Source organism: Enterobacter sp. 186315, from assembly GCF_053290175.1.
Genome location: NZ_JBPTTK010000008.1, coordinates 66572 through 84796, shown reverse-complemented (window position 1 = coordinate 84796; position 18225 = coordinate 66572). Strand labels below are relative to the sequence as shown.

19 protein-coding genes are annotated in these 18225 nt (G+C 59.9%); 6 read left to right on the top strand and 13 right to left on the bottom strand.

Annotated elements, in window-relative coordinates; all coding sequences use genetic code 11:
* Window positions 1-143: 143 nt before the first annotated feature.
* On the top strand, window positions 144-1049 hold the full coding sequence (locus tag ACSVHP_RS11365) for a DMT family transporter (RefSeq protein WP_447551960.1): 906 nt from the start codon (window positions 144-146) through the stop codon (window positions 1047-1049).
* Window positions 1050-1160: 111 nt separating this feature from the next.
* Here the strand turns inward: ACSVHP_RS11365 and nepI are convergent, their stop codons facing one another.
* The 3 genes from nepI to ACSVHP_RS11350 all read right to left on the bottom strand — a co-directional run bounded on the left by nepI (window position 1161) and on the right by ACSVHP_RS11350 (window position 3492).
* A complete protein-coding gene (gene nepI, locus ACSVHP_RS11360) occupies window positions 1161-2351 on the bottom strand; it encodes a purine ribonucleoside efflux pump NepI (protein ID WP_447551958.1) in 1191 nt (396 codons plus the stop codon).
* A 63-nt stretch (window positions 2352-2414) separates the two neighbouring features.
* Window positions 2415-2942 carry an SRPBCC domain-containing protein gene (locus ACSVHP_RS11355; RefSeq protein WP_447551957.1) on the bottom strand — a complete coding sequence of 176 codons (528 nt, stop codon included), beginning with the start codon at window positions 2940-2942 and terminating at the stop codon, window positions 2415-2417.
* A 97-nt stretch (window positions 2943-3039) separates the two neighbouring features.
* The gene (locus tag ACSVHP_RS11350; protein ID WP_234674083.1) at window positions 3040-3492 is read right to left on the bottom strand and encodes a DUF1198 family protein; all 453 of its coding nucleotides are present in this window, start codon (window positions 3490-3492) and stop codon (window positions 3040-3042) included.
* 99 nt (window positions 3493-3591) lie between these two features.
* Between ACSVHP_RS11350 and ACSVHP_RS11345 the strand changes: the two genes are divergently transcribed.
* Window positions 3592-4494, top strand: a complete 903-nt coding sequence (locus ACSVHP_RS11345) for a LysR family transcriptional regulator (RefSeq protein ID WP_447551955.1) — start codon at window positions 3592-3594, stop codon at window positions 4492-4494.
* Here ACSVHP_RS11345 and ACSVHP_RS11340 read toward each other — a convergent pair.
* From ACSVHP_RS11340 to ivbL, 8 genes are all read right to left on the bottom strand, one after another.
* Entirely contained in the window at window positions 4482-5486 is a 1005-nt protein-coding gene (locus tag ACSVHP_RS11340; protein ID WP_447551953.1) for an alpha/beta fold hydrolase, read from the bottom strand. The genes ACSVHP_RS11345 and ACSVHP_RS11340 overlap by 13 nt on opposite strands.
* Before the next feature lie 160 nt (window positions 5487-5646).
* Window positions 5647-7044, bottom strand: coding sequence for a hexose-6-phosphate:phosphate antiporter (gene uhpT, locus ACSVHP_RS11335; protein WP_234676179.1), 1398 nt, complete (start codon window positions 7042-7044; stop codon window positions 5647-5649).
* Between the two features lie 132 nt (window positions 7045-7176).
* Window positions 7177-8496 carry an MFS transporter family glucose-6-phosphate receptor UhpC gene (gene uhpC, locus ACSVHP_RS11330; protein ID WP_447551952.1) on the bottom strand — a complete coding sequence of 440 codons (1320 nt, stop codon included), beginning with the start codon at window positions 8494-8496 and terminating at the stop codon, window positions 7177-7179.
* On the bottom strand, window positions 8489-9994 hold the full coding sequence (gene uhpB / locus ACSVHP_RS11325) for a signal transduction histidine-protein kinase/phosphatase UhpB (protein ID WP_447551950.1): 1506 nt from the start codon (window positions 9992-9994) through the stop codon (window positions 8489-8491). The genes uhpC and uhpB overlap by 8 nt, the downstream gene beginning before the upstream one ends.
* Window positions 9991-10584 (bottom strand): transcriptional regulator UhpA, encoded by a 594-nt coding sequence (gene uhpA, locus ACSVHP_RS11320; protein WP_234676174.1) that lies wholly within the window; start codon window positions 10582-10584, stop codon window positions 9991-9993. The genes uhpB and uhpA overlap by 4 nt, the downstream gene beginning before the upstream one ends.
* Before the next feature lie 82 nt (window positions 10585-10666).
* Window positions 10667-10954, bottom strand: coding sequence for an acetolactate synthase small subunit (gene ilvN, locus ACSVHP_RS11315; RefSeq protein ID WP_006177620.1), 288 nt, complete (start codon window positions 10952-10954; stop codon window positions 10667-10669).
* A gap of 3 nt (window positions 10955-10957) precedes the next feature.
* Window positions 10958-12646, bottom strand: a complete 1689-nt coding sequence (gene ilvB, locus ACSVHP_RS11310; RefSeq protein WP_447551949.1) for an acetolactate synthase large subunit — start codon at window positions 12644-12646, stop codon at window positions 10958-10960.
* Between the two features lie 104 nt (window positions 12647-12750).
* Entirely contained in the window at window positions 12751-12849 is a 99-nt protein-coding gene (gene ivbL / locus ACSVHP_RS11305; protein WP_103177650.1) for an ilvB operon leader peptide IvbL, read from the bottom strand.
* Window positions 12850-13371: 522 nt separating this feature from the next.
* Between ivbL and tisB the strand changes: the two genes are divergently transcribed.
* The 4 genes from tisB to emrD all read left to right on the top strand — a co-directional run bounded on the left by tisB (window position 13372) and on the right by emrD (window position 16229).
* Window positions 13372-13461, top strand: coding sequence for a type I toxin-antitoxin system toxin TisB (tisB, locus tag ACSVHP_RS11300; RefSeq protein WP_071599731.1), 90 nt, complete (start codon window positions 13372-13374; stop codon window positions 13459-13461).
* A 64-nt stretch (window positions 13462-13525) separates the two neighbouring features.
* The gene (locus tag ACSVHP_RS11295) at window positions 13526-13972 is read left to right on the top strand and encodes a GNAT family N-acetyltransferase (RefSeq protein WP_417314108.1); all 447 of its coding nucleotides are present in this window, start codon (window positions 13526-13528) and stop codon (window positions 13970-13972) included.
* 62 nt (window positions 13973-14034) lie between these two features.
* The gene (locus ACSVHP_RS11290; protein ID WP_447551947.1) at window positions 14035-14868 is read left to right on the top strand and encodes an EamA family transporter; all 834 of its coding nucleotides are present in this window, start codon (window positions 14035-14037) and stop codon (window positions 14866-14868) included.
* Between the two features lie 176 nt (window positions 14869-15044).
* Window positions 15045-16229, top strand: a complete 1185-nt coding sequence (gene emrD, locus ACSVHP_RS11285; protein WP_417314106.1) for a multidrug efflux MFS transporter EmrD — start codon at window positions 15045-15047, stop codon at window positions 16227-16229.
* Here the strand turns inward: emrD and ACSVHP_RS11280 are convergent.
* Both ACSVHP_RS11280 and dsdC read right to left on the bottom strand, forming a co-directional pair.
* On the bottom strand, window positions 16132-17220 hold the full coding sequence (locus tag ACSVHP_RS11280; RefSeq protein WP_447551946.1) for a cellulase family glycosylhydrolase: 1089 nt from the start codon (window positions 17218-17220) through the stop codon (window positions 16132-16134). The genes emrD and ACSVHP_RS11280 overlap by 98 nt on opposite strands.
* An 86-nt stretch (window positions 17221-17306) precedes the next feature.
* The gene (gene dsdC / locus ACSVHP_RS11275) at window positions 17307-18224 is read right to left on the bottom strand and encodes a DNA-binding transcriptional regulator DsdC (RefSeq protein WP_447551944.1); all 918 of its coding nucleotides are present in this window, start codon (window positions 18222-18224) and stop codon (window positions 17307-17309) included.
* Window position 18225 lies beyond the last annotated feature (1 nt).

Below are 18225 nucleotides of genomic sequence, written 5' to 3'. Positions count from 1 at the left end.
GTAAACGCAAAACGGCAACGAGCGTTGCCGTTTTTAGTGTTTGCTCCCTCTCCCCGTGGGAGAGGGCCGGGGTGAGGGCATCAGGCCGCACACAACCATGCTATGCTGTTGACCGAATTAACGACAACATACCAGGGGAGTACATGGGTTCCACACGTAAAGGGATGCTAAACGTCCTGATCGCCGCCGTTTTATGGGGAAGTTCAGGGGTTTGCGCGCAGTACATCATGGAGAAAAGCCACATTTCTTCGCCTTACCTGACCATGATCCGCCTGCTGTTTACCGGCGTGATCCTGCTGACGCTCTCCTTCGTTCACGGCGACAAAATTTTCTCGGTCATCAAACATCGCAAAGACGCCATCAGCCTGCTGATTTTCTCGCTGGTCGGCGCGCTCACCGTGCAGCTCACCTTCCTGCTGACGATTGAAAAATCCAACGCCGCGACCGCCACCGTGCTGCAATTCCTGTCACCGACGATTATCGTCGCCTGGTTCGCGCTGGCGCGGAAAAAACGCCCCGGCGTGTTCGTGTTATCCGCGATCATGACGTCGCTGATCGGCACCTTCCTGCTGGTGACGCACGGCGATCCGACATCCCTGTCCATCTCGCCTGCCGCGCTGTTCTTCGGCATCGCCTCGGCCTTCGCCGCCGCGTTTTACACCACCTATCCGTCGACGCTGATCGCCCGCTATGGCACGCTGCCGATCGTCGGCTGGAGCATGCTGATTGCGGGATTAATGCTGACGCCGTTCTACGCCGGGCGCGGCACGACGTTTGTCATCGACGGCAGCCTGCTGCTGGCGTTCTTCTATCTGGTGGTGATCGGCACGGCGCTGACCTTCAGCCTGTACCTGAAGGGCGCACAGATGATCGGCGGACCGAAGGCGAGCATCCTGAGCTGCGCCGAACCGCTGAGCAGCGCGTTGCTGTCGGTGATTTTGCTTGGCGTGGCGTTCACCCTGCCGGACTGGCTGGGCACGCTGCTGATTGTGTCGTCGGTGGTGTTGATTTCGATGGATTCGCGTAGAAGGGTTAAGGCATCGGCGTAGCCTGATGCCCCCTCACCCCGGCCCTCTCCCCAAAGGGGCGAGGGTGAAAAGACAGCACCGAGCAGTCCCCTCTCCCCTACGGGGAGAGGGTTAGGGTGAGGGGGGAATTTCCTACTTCGCCTTAACCTTCCCCGCCACCAGCAGCGCCGTCATGAGCATCAGCGTGCCGGAAATCACCAGCGGCGAGGTCAGGCCCAGATGGTCGAGCGCAACGCCGCCTACCGCGGCGCCGCAGGTGTTTGCCAGCTGGATCACCGCCACCTGAATCGACCCGGCTTTTTCCGCCTGATCGGCAAGCGAGCGGGTGATCCACGTCGACCAGCCCACCGGCACCAGCGCAAAGGCAAAGCCCCAGATAATCGCAATCGCCGACGCAACCCACTTATCGCTCCCCCACAGCACCAGCACTGCCGCGCCGATCGCCAGCACCAGCGGCGCGCCCGCGAGAGCGACTTTCAGAGAACGTTTCAGGAACTGGGACGACAGCGACGTGCCGACAAAGCTGGCGATACCGAAGCTCAACAGCACCAGCGTCAGGCCGTCGACGTCAAAACCGGCCATGGTCATAAACACCGGGCGGATATAGGTAAAGAAGGCAAACTGCCCGGCGAAGGCCATAAAGATCGCGGTCATCCCCGCCATCACGCCCGGGCGTTTCAGCAGCGCGAACATGTTCTGTTTGTGGTGCGCCGCTTCGCCCGGCAAGGACGGGAGCGCTTTCCACACCCAGATAATGCACAGCAGACCCATTACCGCCGCCGCGTTAAAGACGTTACGCCAGCCGATGATCCCGCCGAGGAAACTGCCCAGCGGCGCGGCGATCACCAGCGCGATAGACACGGCCCCGAAAATCACCGACAGCGCTTTGGGCACGGTACGCGCGGGCACCAGACGCATGGTGAGCGACGCCGACATCGCCCAGAAGCCGCCCAATCCCAGCCCCAGACAGGCGCGGCCCAACAGCAGCAGCGTGAAGTTTTCAGCGAACGAGACCAGCAGGCAGGAGAGCGTCAGCAGTACGCTGAACAGAATCACCACCTTGCGGCGGTCGATAGTGCCAATCACCTGGGTGATAAACAGGCTGGCGAACATCGCCACAAAGGCGGTGACGGTAACGGACTGCCCCGCCACCCCTTCGGAAATCCCCAGGTCCTGCGCCATTGGCGTCAGCAGGCTGACCGGCAGAAACTCAACGGTGATCAGGCAGGCCACGCAAAATGCCACGGAGAAAACCGCCGACCAGTTAGGGCGTGATACCTCTTTGGTCTGCGGTCTGGTCGTGGGTTGGATCTGTTCTGTCATGGCGTCACCTGAAGATAAACGTGCGGAAAAGTCGCGCAGTTTATCATCAAAAATGTGACGAATTTAACGTTTCGACAACTTTTCTTGCATCGCCGCCTTCGCCAGCCCGACGATCCACTCCTGATGGCCGTTAATCATCGGGTTGGGCACCGTGCGTGCAAGCTCCTGCGCCGGAACGCCTTTCTGAGATTCCTGCGTCAGAATGCGCACGCGCTTGCCCGGCAGATCTTCAAACAGCCAGGCGTGGATCACGTCCAGACGCGAACTTGCATCCCCTTCTACCCAGCCGTGCCACGCAATGCGCGCCGCTTCGCCGTCAACGGGCGGAACGTATTCCGTCACCAGCGCCTCAACCGGGAAGCCGAAGGTCGTGAAGCGGAAGCGGGCATTAGCGCTCAGTTCCGGGCCGCTGCCGTCGTGGAAACGGATATCCTCGGCGTTGCTGTAGTAATTCGGCCACAGGGTCGTGTCGTTAAGCTGCGCCCAGACCTCTTTGGCCGTCAGCCCGGCGACGATGATTTCGTTGGAGGCAAAGTTGTCGGTTGTGCCGGGCAGATAGTCGTTCGGCCAGTGAATTGCGGACTGTTTCATGGTTTACCTCGTCATGGGGTTGATGAGGTGATGTTGCGCTCGCGAGTGTTATAAATCTAATGACGATGCTTTATAATCTTCATCACGCCTGGTGATATCAGTGCAGATAAAAGACGCCCTCTTCCGGCAGGAAGAGCTGGTTGTAGCGCAGCTGGAAGGCGTTTAGCTCCTGCGGATCGGGCTCCATTTCGCGCATAAAGCCGAGCGTCAGGCGGATTTGCGCATCGGTGATGGGCGCTGCCAGCCGCGCCTTGCGCAGCAGGCGATGCCAGGTGAGGAGATTCTCTTCGCTGCCGTTAACGATGCAGACCTGCCAGATCAGCAGCACCTGCGCGGCGTTTTGCAGATGGGCCTCATCAGGGCGTTCAAGGTAGCGGATAAACTCATTGCCGGGCGTTTTACCGAACTGGTCGATCATCGACTCTACCGGAACCGGGGTGACGCCCAGGCGCTCGCTTAATCGTTTAATCGCGCGACGGGAATCGGAGGTTAGGACGCGAAATCCCACCACGAACACCACCACGAGGGTTGCCAGCATTATCCAGACCATGCGTTCTCCTTAGAATAGCCGCTCATCATAGCGGGAAACGCGCGGCCTCAACAGCGGGCAACGGCATAATAGTGAATTGAAAAAAGGGTGAAAAACCTCATGAAAGCGGATCTGCGCACGCTGGATCTCAACCTGCTAAAAACGCTCGACGCCCTGCTGGACGAACGCAGCGTCACCCGCGCGGCGGCGCGTCTTTCCCTCACCCAGCCTGCGGTCAGCGGGATGCTCAACCGCCTGCGGGATTATTTCGACGACCCGCTGTTTATCCGCGTGCCGCACGGCATTGTGCCCACCACCCGCGCGGAAGAACTGGCGACACCGATAAAACGCATTCTCGCGGACATCAACGTGCTGTTGCAGCCCGTCGCTTTTGATCCGCTCACGGCGAACCTGACCTTCACGATTGCCGCTACGGATTATGCACTTCGAGCGGTTGTTGTGCCGTTTATCGCCGCCCTTAAAACACAGGCGCCGGGCATACGCGTGCGCGTGGTGCCCGTTACCCCCGGTAGCCTTGTCAGCCAGCTTGAGCAGGGCAATATTGACGTGGCGCTTATCACCCCCCACACCACGCCCGATGAGCTTCACAGCCGTGCGCTTTATGATGAACGGTACGTATGCATGATGCGCGCCGATCATCCAAATGCCGGAGAGCCAATGACGTTAGACCGATTTTGCGCCCTTGAGCATGTGCTGGTCTCTTACGAGGGAGACGGCTTTCGCGGGGTAACCGATAGCGCGCTGGAGAAAATTGGCCGGACGCGTCACGTGGGACTCTCGGTAAGCCACTTTTTGGTTCTGCCGGACGTGCTGGCCCTTAGCGATATGATTGCCGTCGTGCCGGAACGCATCGCGGAAAATCAAACGGGGATGTTCATCTGCGAAACGCCAGTTCCCGTACCTGGCTTTACCAAAAGCATGGCCTGGCACGGCAGAACGCACCGCAATCCCGCGCAGGCGTGGCTGCGCGGGCTGTTACTGCAAACCAGTCAGCGGTCCTGAAGCCCTTTCAGCAGCGCTTCATGAAAGCGCTCAGGATCCTGCATCTGCGGCGCGTGGCCCATGTCGTTAAATTCCACCAGGGTCGCATGCGGGATGCGTTTCGCCGTCTCCTTCCCCAGCACCGCATAGTTGCCCAGCGTTTTGCGGATCTCAGGCGGGGCGAGGTCTTTACCGATGGCGGTGTTGTCCTTCGTGCCGATCATCAATAATGTCGGCATCTTCAGCTCGCCGAATTCGTAGATAACCGGCTGGGTATAAATCATGTCGTAGAGCAGCGCCGAGTTCCACGCCACGCGCGCTTTGTCCGGCCCGTTGTTCAGCCCGGCGAGCATGGTGACCCAGCGCTCGTATTCTGGCTTCCACTCTCCGGCGTAGTAAGTATTTTTCTCGTACTGCCGAATGCTATCCGCGCTGACTTTCAGCTCTCGTTGATACCACTGGTCGACCGTAATAGACGGCACGCCGCGCGCTTTCCAGTCTTCCAGGCCAATCGGATTGACCATCACCAGCTGTTCCACCTGCTGCGGCCACATCAGCGCGTAGCGGGTCGCCAGCATACCGCCGGTTGAGTGTCCAATGACCGTGACGCGATCGACATCCAATGATTCAAGCAGCGCGTGGGTATTGTTCGCCAGCTGCTGGAAGGTGTACTGGTAATGCTCTGGCTTAGTGGATTTACAGAAACCAATCTGATCGGGAGCGATAACGCGATAACCGCTTTGGGTAAGCGCCCGAATCGTCCCGTTCCAGGTGCCGGCGCAGAAGTTTTTACCGTGCATCAGCACTACGGTGCGGCCGTTAGATTTTTCCGGCTTAACGTCCAGATAGGCCATGTCGAGCGGCTGGTTTTGCGAGGTAAACGTGAAATGCTTTACCGGCCAGCCGTAGTCGAATCCTTCCAGCTTTTCACCATAGGTAGGGGCATCAGCGGCTAGCGCAGGGGAAGCCAGCGCCATGAGCAGCGCAAGGCAGGACAATCGTTGGGTCAACATGCAGGCTCTCCGTTAGCAAAAGGGCTAAGGCTGCACGAAAGGCGGCAGCAAAAAAAACTGTAGAGCATGGAGAGAAGCGGGTGTGTAAAGCGGGGTAAAGGTGGCGGGTTCGGCAAAAAAAAGCCCGGCGGTCAGCCGGGCAAAGAAGTCACCTGCACACTCAGGCTGTTTTCAATTTCTGCTTCTGCGCACGATTTTCACGGCGAATTTTACGTTCTTCCAGCACCGCGACCATCGCCATCAGGACGATACAGCCGATAGCAGCCGCATCCAGCGCCGCGAAGGTGCCCGCCCAGCCGGTGAGGCCGAAAATTGGCGTGCCGTCGGCGATCATTCCCAGACCCAGCTTGGCGAAGCTGTCGCCGATCAGGTAGGCGAAGGTGCCCTTAATCCCATCGGCAGCGCCGATCGCTTTTTTCGGTACGAAGCCGACTGCCGCCACGCCGATCAGCAGCTGCGGGCCGAACACCAGGAAGCCGAGCGCGAACAGGGATGCCAGGTAAACGTACTGGTTGCTGGCATGCTGGTACACGCCGAGGGTGGCGATGATCAGCGCCAGCGCGACGCAGGCCACCAGCGCACGACGGCCGTTGGCGAGATCTGAGAGCCAGCCCCACAGCAGCGTGCCGACCAGCGCGCCCACTTCGAACAGGGTAAAGCCCTGAATCGCCACCTCTTTGGAGAGCTTCAGCTCCTGGAACGCATAAACGGTGGACCACTGGTCGATACCGATACGCACCACGTACAGGAAGATGTTCGAGAAACATAACAGCCAGATCACTTTGTTTTTCAGCACGTACTCAACAAAGATCTGCCATTTGGTCATCTCGTTCTCTTCGGTCTCTTTGTCCTCTTCGCTGATCTCCTCGCCGAACAGCTCTTCGGCTTTGCCGAGGCCGTAAGATTCCGGGGAGTCGCTGCCGAAGCGCAGGCCGATAAAGCCCACGATCAGGGCGATAATCGACGGGAAGATAAACATGCCGATGACGTGGCCGTCGAACAGGTAGTTCGCGCCGAACAGCGCCACGCCTGCCGCACCCGCCCCGCCGAGGTTGTGGGAGATGTTCCACATGCCCAGGTACGACCCACGCTTGCGGCGCGGCGTCCATTTGGTGATGGTGGAGTAGCTGCACGACCCGCCGGTACTCTGGAAGAAACCGCTCAGCGCGTAGAAGGCGATCATCAGGAACAGGCTGACGGAGCCCGCGCCCATGCTGGCGCTAAAGCCGAGCATACAGATGGCGGAGAGGATCAGCATAAACGGCAGGAACTGCTTGGTATTTTTGCCGTCCGCGTAGTACGACACCAGCGTTTTCCCCACGCCGTAGGTGATGGAAAAACCCAGGCCGATCATCCCCAGCTGCGTCATGCTCAGCCCGTAGGTCGAGATCATGTCGTTCTGCGCGATGTTAAAGTTTTTGCGGATCAGATACATCGTCAGGTAGCCGATAAAGACCACCAGATAGGACTGCATGAAGGGTTTGAACCACATTTTGCGCCGCACGTCGAGCGGCAGATCCAGGGTCGGTTTACGTACCTGATTTAAGAAGGCCAGCATGATTGAGTCACTCCCGGGCTGATTTTTGCAGCATTGTAAAAACCAGCCGGAAGAGATGCCTGAGACAGCGTCCCGGTGAAACCGGGAAAATGTCTTAGTTTTGCGCCATTCGGGGTGAAAAGGTGAGGCGCATCACATCACGCGGGCCTCGCGCGGGGCCTGGGCGTTCAAAAACGGCAGCAGCAGCAGGGCAGAAATCCCCGCCGCGATAGCGATCACCGCGAAGAATCCGCTCCAGTGCCAGGCGTCGATCACCCGCGCCAGCGGCCAGCCGGAAAGCGATGCCCCAAGATAGGCAAACAGCCCGACAAAGCCCGTCGCCGCTCCGGCCGCCTCTTTGTGCGAGCACTCCGCCGCCGCCATGCCGATCAGCATCTGCGGGCCAAACACGAAGAAACCGGTGGTGAAGAAGCAGGCCGCCTGCATCACGTAGCTGGCAAACGGCATCAGCCACAGCGAGCCGACGGAGAGCAAAATCCCGGCGGCGAAAATCAGGTTCATCGGGCCGCGGTTGCCGTTAAACAGCTTATCCGATCCCCAGCCCGCCACCAGCGCGCCGATAAACCCGCCCAGCTCGAACATCGTCACCGCCGAGTTGGCGGTCACCAGATCCACGCCGAGGGTTTCGGACATGTACAAATTGCCCCAGTCGTTGATCGCCGCGCGCACCACGTAGACCAGCACGTAGCAGAGCGACAGCAGCCATATGTAGGGGTTTTTGAGCACGTAACGGGTGAGGATCTCTTTGCGCGTCAGCCCCGCCCCTTCCTGCTGCTGGGCGATCTCCATCTCGTCGTGACGCCAGTCGCCCACCGCAGGCAGCCCCACGGTTTGCGGCCTGTCGCGCAGCCGCCAGCAGAGGAACAGCCCGGCGATAATCGCCAGCCCGCCCGCAATCATCATCCCCACCCGCCAGCCGTAGTGCAGCGCCGCCGCGCCGACCACGATGGGGATCAGCGCCCCGCCGACGTTGTGCGCGGTATTCCAGATAGCCCACCAGCCGCCGCGCTCGTTGCGCGAGTACCAGGCCGTCAGCAGGCGCGCGCAAACCGGCGCGCCCCAGCCCTGGAAAAAGGCGTTCAGCGCCCACAACAGGGCAAAGGCCCACAGCGAGGTCGAGAAGCCGAACAGGATATTCACCACCCCGGTGGCTATCAGCCCGAAACCCATAAAATAGCGGGCGTTGGAGCGGTCGCTGACGATGCCGGAGAAGAACTTCGACAGGCCGTAGGTGATGTAAAACAGCGTCGCCAGCAGGCCGATATCGGTGCGGGTCATCACGCCGCTGGCGAGGATCTCCGGCGCGGCGGCGTTGAAGCTTTTGCGGGTGAAGTAGAACAGCGCGTAGCCGAGCCAGATGGTGATCAGAATATGGCGTCGCCAGTAGCGGTAGCGCGCGTCGATCTCCGCCTTATCGTTGATGGGCGCCGCGCTGGCGGGCGTTTTAAACATGGTGGCTCCTTAGCGGCAGGCTGACGCTGACGCGCGTTCCGTGGGTGCAGGAGATATTCAGCGTGCCGCCCAGCGCCTTCACGCGCTCGCGCATCCCCGCCAGGCCAAAGCCCTGCTGACCCGACCCCGGCGGCAGGCCGCAGCCGTCGTCTTCAATTACCAGCCTGATGCTCTCATCCTGCTGCCAGCCCTGTAGCGTCACGGCGCTGGCGTTAGCGTGCTTAACGATGTTGTTCAGCCCCTCCTGACAGACGCGGAACAGCGTCACGCGCTGGCCTTCGCTCAGGAGCGATTCATCAATGCGCCAGTCGAGATGGCTGACGATGCCGCGGCTTTCCAGCTCCATCTCGCGCATCAGGGAACGCACCGCCTGCTCAAGCGACAGGTCGTCAAGCTGGCGCGGACGCAGCCTGCCAAGCAGCCGACGCACCGAGTCGTATACGCCAAGCGAGAGCTGTTCGATATGCGCGCCGCCCTGCTTCACCCCCGCGTTTTCTGCCGCCAGCCGCTGGACGATGCCCGCCTGGGTGCGGATGGCGGTGATGGTCTGGCCGATATCGTCGTGCAGCTCGCGGGCGACCTCCTGCCGCACGCTCTCTTCGGTCTCCAGCAGGCGCTCCGCCAGACGGCGATTGCGCGCCAGCTCGGTTTGCAGAGACTGGTTCAGCTCGCGCAAACGCTGGATCCCCGCTCCCAGCAGCAGCCCGGTCAGGCTCTGCGCCAGCAGAGAAAGCAGTAAATCAACGGGATGATCGTGCCAGGTCTGGCTGGCTATCAGGGCGATGGCGTTCATCAGGGTGGCGATCAGCGCCCCCTGCCAGCCGTAGTGCCAGGCCAGCGCGATGATCGGCAGCGCCAGGCAAAACGGCGTAAAGCGCGACAGCTCGGCGGGCAGGCCAAGCTGCAACCACAGGCTCACCACAAACAGCAGCAGATACCAGATGAGATGCCGCGCGCGCCAGTTTACCGGCTGAGAGACCAGCGCCGGGCCAAGCGGCTGCCAGACGGTGCTGGTGAGGTAATGCCAGATCACCAGGCAGGTCGGGGCGAGGGTCAGGCCGCCGGTCAGGGTCAGCAGCAGGGCGTTGAGCATCTCTTTTTCGCCCACCCACGGCAGGGACTGCAACAGCGCGGCGGCAATCAGCACCGCCCCTTGCCGCAGCAGGGTGCGCCAGTCGCGCTGGTGGCGATAGCGGGAGATAAGCGCCACGGGCAACAGCGTGAGCACGCTTCCGGTCATCAATAATGGCAGATGCGCGAGGGCCACTTCCTGCGAGAGCCAGAAGAGCATCAGCCACTCGGCGCCGAGCAAAACCGGCCAGTAGCCGCGCGGGCATTGCAGCATCAGCCCCAGACGCAATCCAAAGGGGAACAGCAGCACCGCCAGTTCGGGCCGTTCAACCAGATGCAGGCTGATGCTCCACAGGCAAAACCAGGCGGCGGAGAAGATAAAGAAGCTGGCGAGAACGGCGATCAGCCGCGAAAAGAGGGAGTTCATTGCCAGCTGTCGAACATCCGGCGCGCCAGTTCGACGTCGTTGCTGACCCCGAGTTTTTCCATCAGGTTGGCGCGATGAACGTGAACGGTTTTCGGCGAGAGCGCCAGTTCAGCGGCAATCTCTTTTACCGACATCCCCTGGGCGAGTTTTTCCGCCACCTGACGTTCGCGTTTCGTCAGCGGATCCTGCCGCCCTGCCGCCAGCTTGATGGCGATATCGGGCGTCAGGTAGCAGCCGCCCGTCGCGACGGTGCGCACGGCGGCGATCAGCTCGTCCGGGCTACAGCGTTTGGAGAGGAATCCGCGCGCCCCCGCGTTGAGGGCCTGCTCCACCAGCGCCGGGCTATCGTGAACCGAGAGCATGATGGTCGCCATCCCTTTCGGCAGCTGGCCGAGCAGCTCCAGGCCGGAGAGGTCAGGCATCGAAATATCGCAAATACAGACCTGCACCCCGCGCCCCGGCAGGCCCGCCAGCGCCTCGCGACCGGAGCCAAACTCGGCCACCACCTGAAAATCAGGCTCAAGGCTCAAAAGCTGGGCAAATCCGGAGCGGACGATGAGGTGGTCGTCGATAAGGGCGATGGTGGTCATGTGTGTTCCTGCGGTCTGAAAACGCCGGATGGCGCTGCGCTTATCCGGCCTACAAGAGCGAAAGACGCTTACCTTAAGCGATCTATTCGAAGAACACCGCAATTTTGTTAAACATGGTGGGATCGGACTGGTTGCGCACCACTTTGGCGACGTCTTCCAGCTTGTCGATCTGGGCCATCATCTGTTCAAGACGCTGATCGTCGTTGACCAGCAGCCAGATGCGGCTGTGCTCGCTGCCCTGAATTGGCAGACAGAGAATGCCTTCCACGTTAAACGCGCGGCGGGCGAACAGCCCACAGACGTGGGTCATGACGCCAGGATGGTTGCGGACGGTGAGTTCAAGAATGACGTTATCGTGTTGTTTCTGCATGGCTTATTCCCCCACCATCTCAGTATTGGCCGCGCCCGGCGGCACCATCGGATACACTTTTTGCTCAGGGTCGATACGCACGTGGATCAGCGCCGGGCCCGGGCGGTCGATCGCCGCCTGCAACGCCGCGTGGGCGTCCTCTTCCGCGTTCAGATCGCAGGTGTGCAGGCCAAAACCGGCGGCAATCTGCATAAAGTTAATCATCCCCGGATAGGTCGCGGCAAACACGCCCTGCTTGTAGAACAGGCTCTGCTGCTGGTGGACCAGCCCCAGCGCCTGGTTGTTCATCAGGATGATTTTTACGTCTAACTGGTTTTCAGCGGCGGTCGCCATCTCCTGAATGTTCATCATCAGGCTGCCGTCGCCGGAGAAGCAAATTACCTTGCGATCCGGATTCGCCAGCGCCGCACCTACCGCCGCAGGCAGGCCAAAGCCCATCGTCCCCAGCCCGCCGGAGGTCAGCCACTGGCGCGGACGGTTCAGCGGATAGGCCTGCGCGGTCCACATCTGATGCTGCCCCACGTCGGTGGTGATGATGGCGCTGTCGTCCACGCAGGCGGCCACCGCGTTGATCAGGCCATAGTGGCTCAGCGGATCGCCCTCGGTCGGGATAGCGCCCGGGAACTCGCGTTGCAGATCGGCCACCAGCTGACGCCAGTCGGCGCGGTCAGCCGCGTCGGTCTGCGGGATCAGCTGCGCCAGCACCTCGGCCACATCTCCCTGAATCGCCACGTGCGGCTGTTTGATTTTGCCCAGCTCCGCGCGGTCGATATCCACGTGAATGATTTTCGCGTTCGGGCAGAATTCTTCGGTTTTACCAATCGCCCGGTCATCAAAACGCGCGCCCATGACAATCAGCAAATCCGCCTCTTGCAGGATGTAGTTGGTGCTGCGCGCGCCGTGCATCCCCAGCATGCCCAGAGAGAGCGGATGTGCTTTGGGCAGCATGCCCAGCGCCATCAGGGTCATGGTGGTCGGCAAGTTAGCTTTCTCCGCCAGCTGGCGCACTTCATCTGCCGCGTTGATTGCCCCGCCGCCCAGATAGAGCACCGGGCGTTTTGCGGCGTTAATCATCGCGGCGGCGTCGCGCACGCTATCGGCGTTAAACTCTGGCGCAGGGGCGCGATCGCCCGGCTCCGGCAGCACGTCGATCTCAATTTCTGCGGTCTGGACATCCTTAGGAATGTCTATCCACACCGGGCCTGGACGGCCGGACTGCGCAATGCGAAACGCATCGCTGATAACCTGTGGAAGCTCGGCGATATCGCGAACTAAGTAGTTATGCTTGGTGATGGGGATAGAGATGCCGTAGGTGTCGACTTCCTGGAAGGCGTCGGTGCCGATCATTGACGACGGTACCTGCCCGGTAATGCAGATCAGGGGAATCGAGTCGAGGCGCGCGTCGGCAATGGCAGTCACCAGGTTGGTTGCGCCCGGCCCGCTACAGGCCATACAGACCGCCGGTTTGCCCTGCGTGCGCGCCATGCCCTGAGCGATAAACCCGGCGCCCTGCTCGTGGCGCGCCAGCACGTGGCGGATCTGCGTACTTTGGCTTAACGCGTCATACAGCGGCAGCACCGTCCCGCCGGGGATACCCGCAACGGTAGTGATGCCCTGTCGTTCCAGCAAATGAACGATTAACTGCGCGCCCGTGAAACGCGTCTTGGTGGATGTTGTGCCCGAAATTGCCATGCTCCAGTCCTTTTATGGGCCGACTTTCCGGGGAGGGGTCTTTAACGAAAAACCCCGCCCGGTTTGCGCCGGCGGGGTTTTGGATTCGTGTGTTGATCCAGTCCCTACGGCGCATTGCCGACGACCACCACCACACGCACGACGACCACTGCGGCTGGTTGCGCAGTTTTTAGTAGGGTCGAAGTCAGCATGGATGAAGTCATGGGGGACCTGTGTTTGGAATCATTGATAGAATTTATACAAACACAGGTTTTTCGGCGTGACAATGGAAATATTTTCATCCGCACAAAAATGCGTCAGAGATCACGTTTCGGTTGTTGGGTGATGAAAACAAAAAACCCCGCCTAAGCGAGGTTTTTTTTCAGGGTTTGCGGCTGGTGACCGCAGAACACACTGTGTTACGTCAACGCGAAAAGTATACGCGATCGAAGACGAACGCGCAATTTCGGGCACGGATTTTGACGTTTTTGAGTATGGATGGCATCCCGGTTTTTGTCCATAAAATACTGTTCATACATACAGTATTTATCTATACTGGAGGTGTTCGCAGTGCGCGAGGGGGCCGCTGATTTACCGGCGCAACGAAAGTCCTGGCTGAAACGGGTGGTGCCGTCAGTGCCTTAACCCCCGAAGTGAGCACACTGTGTTACGTCAATCCAGGTGCTGGTAACAGGCGGCGGAAAGGTACGCCAGCACCGTGCTCCTTTTACTAAAAGGAGATGCGTATGAGCGTCGTGGATATGGTTGTACTGATCCTCAAACTCATTGTTGCTGTTCTGCAACTGCTTGATGCCGTCCTGAAATACCTCCGGTGATTCAGGTTCAAGTCGCACCTGAGAGGGGCGGGCAACCGCCCCTCTTTAATAACGAGGGAATGCTATGTCGCGTCTGTTAATCGAACCTATTACGCCGGACGAACCGGGCTATATCGCCCTGAAGGCGGAAAGTATCGCACTCAATTTCAATATGCTGCGCAGGCTGGAAGAGAACTGGCTGCGCGGTGAAAACCGCTTTAACGCGCCGGGCGAAAAACTGCTGGGGGCGTTTCTCAACGGGAAGCTGGTGGGCGTGTGCGGCTTAAACCGCGATCCCTTCAGCCAGCAGCCGCGCGCCGGACGTATTCGCCATCTTTACATCAGCGAGAAATGCCGTGGTCTGGGCATTGGTCAACAGCTGCTGTCGGTGGTGATGGCGGATGCCAGCATCTGGTTTGATTTTCTCAATACCCATGCGCCGGACGCCGCCTGGCGATTCTATCTCCGTGCAGGGTTTACCCCGGTCACCGACGAACCTCGTGTCACGCATCGGCTTTTCTGCGCGGTGTAGCGCACTGGCAGCATCCGGATCTGAATGTTACAGTCGTATGACATTTAACCGACAGACACGCCATGACTATCACCGTTTTCTGCATTCTGCTTTTCGCCGCGCTGCTTCATGCCAGCTGGAACGCCATCGTCAAAGCCGGTACGGATAAACTCTATTCCGCCATTAGCGTTAGCGGCTCTGCCGCGCTGATCGCCCTGATCTTGCTCCCGTTCTCCCCCCAGCCTGCCGTCGAAAGCTGGCCGTTTTTGGTGGTCTCCTGCGCCTTACAGGTGGTGTATACGGTACTGGTAGCAAAGACCTATCAGGTTTCTGATATGAGCCAGACCTATCCCCTGATGCGCGGCACCGCGCCGCTGCTGGTTGCGCTCATTAGCGTGCTGGTGCTGGGTGATTCGCTCTCCTGGAAGGCCTGGTGCGGCATCGGGGTTATCTGCCTGTCGATTCTGGCGATGGCAACGAACAGCCGTATTCAGTCCCGCCGGGGGATTTGGCTGGCGCTGCTGAACGCCTGTTTTATCGCCGGATACACGCTGGTGGACGGCACGGGCGTGCGTCTGTCGGACACCGCGCTCGGCTATACGCTGTGGACGTTTTTCATGAACGGCTTCTGCCTGCTCGCCTGGGCGATGGTGGCGCGCCGCCGCGAAGCGTCCGGCTATCTGCATCGACACTGGAAAAAAGGGCTGCTGGGCGGCGTGGGAACGATGGGCTCTTACGGGCTGGCATTATGGGCGATGACCCAGGCCCCGCTGGCCATCGTAGCCGCCCTGCGTGAAACCTCGATCCTCTTCGGCGCGCTCATCGCCTTTGTGCTGTTAAAAGAGAAAGTGTCCGGACTGCGCGTTGCCGCCGCGCTGGGCATTGCGGCTGGCGCGATATTGCTGCGTATAGCCTGATCCACTGGCAACATTAGTTGCCGAAACGGGTTTACAAAACCGCCTCTCTCAAAATTGTCCATTCTGGTTACGATACCTTTTTTTGTCATTTGACTGTGGTAGATTCCTCGCGCGTTTATGGGAAAGCCCAGTGACTTATTCTTAATTTCTCTCTTTTAGCAAAAGTATTCAGCGACATGAAAAAACAAAGGAACGTTAACTTATTGTTGATGCTGGTGTTACTGGTCGCCGTCGGTCAGATGGCGCAAACCATCTACATTCCGGCGATTGCGGACATGGCAAAGGAACTTAACGTTCGTGAGGGCGCCGTTCAGAGCGTCATGGCCGCCTATCTGCTGACCTACGGTGTCTCTCAGCTGGTCTATGGCCCCCTGTCCGACCGCGTCGGGCGCCGCCCGGTGATCCTGGTTGGCATGTCCATTTTCATGGTGGCGACGGTAATTGCCATCACCACCCACAGCCTGACCGTATTGATTGCCGCCAGCGCCCTTCAGGGTGTCGGTACGGGCGTGGGCGGGGTGATGGCGCGAACCCTGCCGCGCGACATGTACGAAGGCTCACAGCTTCGTCATGCCAACAGCCTGTTAAATATGGGTATTCTGGTCAGCCCACTCCTCGCTCCGCTGATCGGCGGCCTGCTGGATACGATGTGGTCGTGGCGCGCCTGTTACGGCTTCCTGCTGGTGCTGTGCATGATTGTCACCTTCAGCATGGCGCGCTGGATGCCGGAAACCCGTCCGGTGGACGCGCCGCGCACCCGGCTTATCGCCAGCTACAAAACCCTGTTCGGCAACGGCGCGTTCAACTGCTACCTGCTGATGCTGATCGGCGGTCTGGCCGGTATCGCGGTGTTCGAAGCCAGCTCCGGCGTGCTGCTGGGCGCAGGGCTTGGCCTGAGCAGCATGGTGGTGAGCATCCTGTTTATTCTGCCGATCCCGGCGGCGTTCTTCGGTGCCTGGTTTGCCGGGCGCAGGAACAAGCGTTTTTCCACACTGATGTGGCAATCGGTGATTAGCTGCCTGCTGGCAGGGCTGATGATGTGGATCCCCGGCCTGTTCGGGGTGATGAACGTCTGGACGCTGCTGATCCCGGCGGCGCTGTTCTTCTTCGGCGCGGGGATGCTGTTCCCACTCGCCACCAGCGGCGCAATGGAGCCCTTCCCGTTCCTCGCCGGTACGGCGGGCGCGCTGGTCGGCGGCTTGCAGAACATCGGCTCCGGCGCGCTGGCCTGGCTCTCAGCGATGCTGCCGCAAAACGGTCAGGCTAGTCTGGGTTTGCTGATGACGCTGATGGGGCTGCTGATTTTGCTGTGCTGGCTGCCGCTGGCGTCCCGTGTCCCGCATCACGAGCAGCCGGTTTAACGCTATGATGGCCCGGTTTATCGCCGGGCTTTTCACACTGCGGCGCAATCATCGCCTGCAATAGCGGCTCTGGCCCCGGTCGCCATGCCCCCTCTTCCCCGTCATAAAACTGAAAATCAGCGTTGATCGCGTAGGGGATTTTCGCCTTTTGCAGCTCGCAGGCCATAAAGGTGGCGAACGCCATCTGCGAGGCGGTGGGCGTAACGCGGCTCGACTCGCCGACGCCCCAGCCCCCTACCCAGCTGACGTGCCCGGTCTTTTGCTGCCAGCGCAGCGCCGTGCTGATGCGGTTATGGATCGCCGCTTTTTCCGCCGCCGTCCCGGACGTCCACGGGTATCTCCCGTTACTTTTCAGCGGTCCCCACGGGAAGATATGCCACTCCGCCAGCAGGAAGTTTTGGCTGTGCGCGGGCAATTTGAGGCTGGATAAATCCTCGGGTACCGCACGAAGGCGCGGGGCGATAAAAATCATGCGGTTGGCATCAATGGCATGAATGATTTTGATCGTTTTTTCGTAGACGCGGTTCAGCGAGGCCTGATTGTGATTGAGCTTATCCGCCGGCTCGTAAATCAGGTCAAACCCCAGCAGCGGCGAGTGCTGGCCGAAATAGTGCGCCACGGCAATCCACCAGTTGATCACCTCTTTTTCAGTGTCTGCTTTCGGGTCGTTTTTATATTCATCAGCCTGATAGGCAATGATGGGGATCACGCCATACTGTTCGCACGCCTCCACCAGCTTACGCAGATGGATAAGCCTGGCCTCCGTCGGCTCATCGGCCACCCGGATGCGCACATGGGTGATGCCTTTGGCCTGGAAATCCCGCACCACCAGCGGATCGAACTCGCGAATGCCGCGCTCGGTACGCGCCCAGTCAACGTCCATCCCTACCCCCAGCTTCTGCGCGTAAAGCGCAGCCGTCAGCGGCGGCTCGGCGGCAACGGCCCAGCCGGACGTGAGTAATAGCGCAGCGGTGATGAGGGGCTTAAACACGATGTACCTTGCGAGAAATAAAAAGGAATAACCTGTATTTAGCATGCTTTTTCACATTTGGTGTAGAGCGAAAGCGTAATAAATCTTCATCGCGCCTGCTCCTGTAGCCAGGCGATAAACGCGTCGATTTTGGGCCACTGCCGCCCGGTCGGGGTAGAAACGTAATAGTGCTGATCGCATTTCAGCGTTTTGTCGCCAAAAGGCGCAATCAGCTCGCCGCGCTCCAGCTGCTTTTGCACCAGCCGCTTACGCCCCATCGCCACCCCCGCGTGGTTCGCTGCCGCAATGAGCGCTAAATCCGAACGATCGAAGCTTATTCCCGACGATAGCGGCATAGTCACCGCAAAATGCTGCGACCAGCTTAGCCACTCGTCGGTGCCGGTGTCATGACGCCACGCCTGACGATCGTGAAGCAGCGTGCAGTGGCGGAGGTTATCTGGCGCCTCAACGAGCGCATGGTGCTCTGCATAGGCCGGGGAACAGACCGGCAAAATCGCTTCATCCATCAGGAAGCGATGGGTCTGGTGAGATGGCGGCGTATCGTCGAAATAAATCGCCAGATCGACGCCTTTTTCCTGCATATCGACACGTTCGTTACCGGTGAGGATCGTCAGCGCAACGGACGGATAGCGGCGGCTAAAGTCCCCCAGCTTCGGCACCAGCCAGCTCTGGGCAATCGACGGGCGCGAATAGACCGTTAACGTACCGGACAGCGCCTGATTTTTGATGTCCAGAATCTCCTGGTTCAGGGCGTCCAGCGACGACTTTAGCGTGCAGTAGACCCGTCTGCCCTCCTGCGTCAGCGCCACTTTTCGGTGCAAGCGGGTAAACAGCGTGATACCCAGCTCCTCCTCCAGCAGGTTGATGCGGTGGCTTACGGCGCTCGGGCTAAGGGACAGCTCCTCAGCCGCCAGCGCAAAAGATTCGTGCCGCGCCGCCACCTCAAAGGTATGCATCTTCGATAGTTGCCAGCCGTTGAGCAGGCGGTTTCCGGAATCATTCATG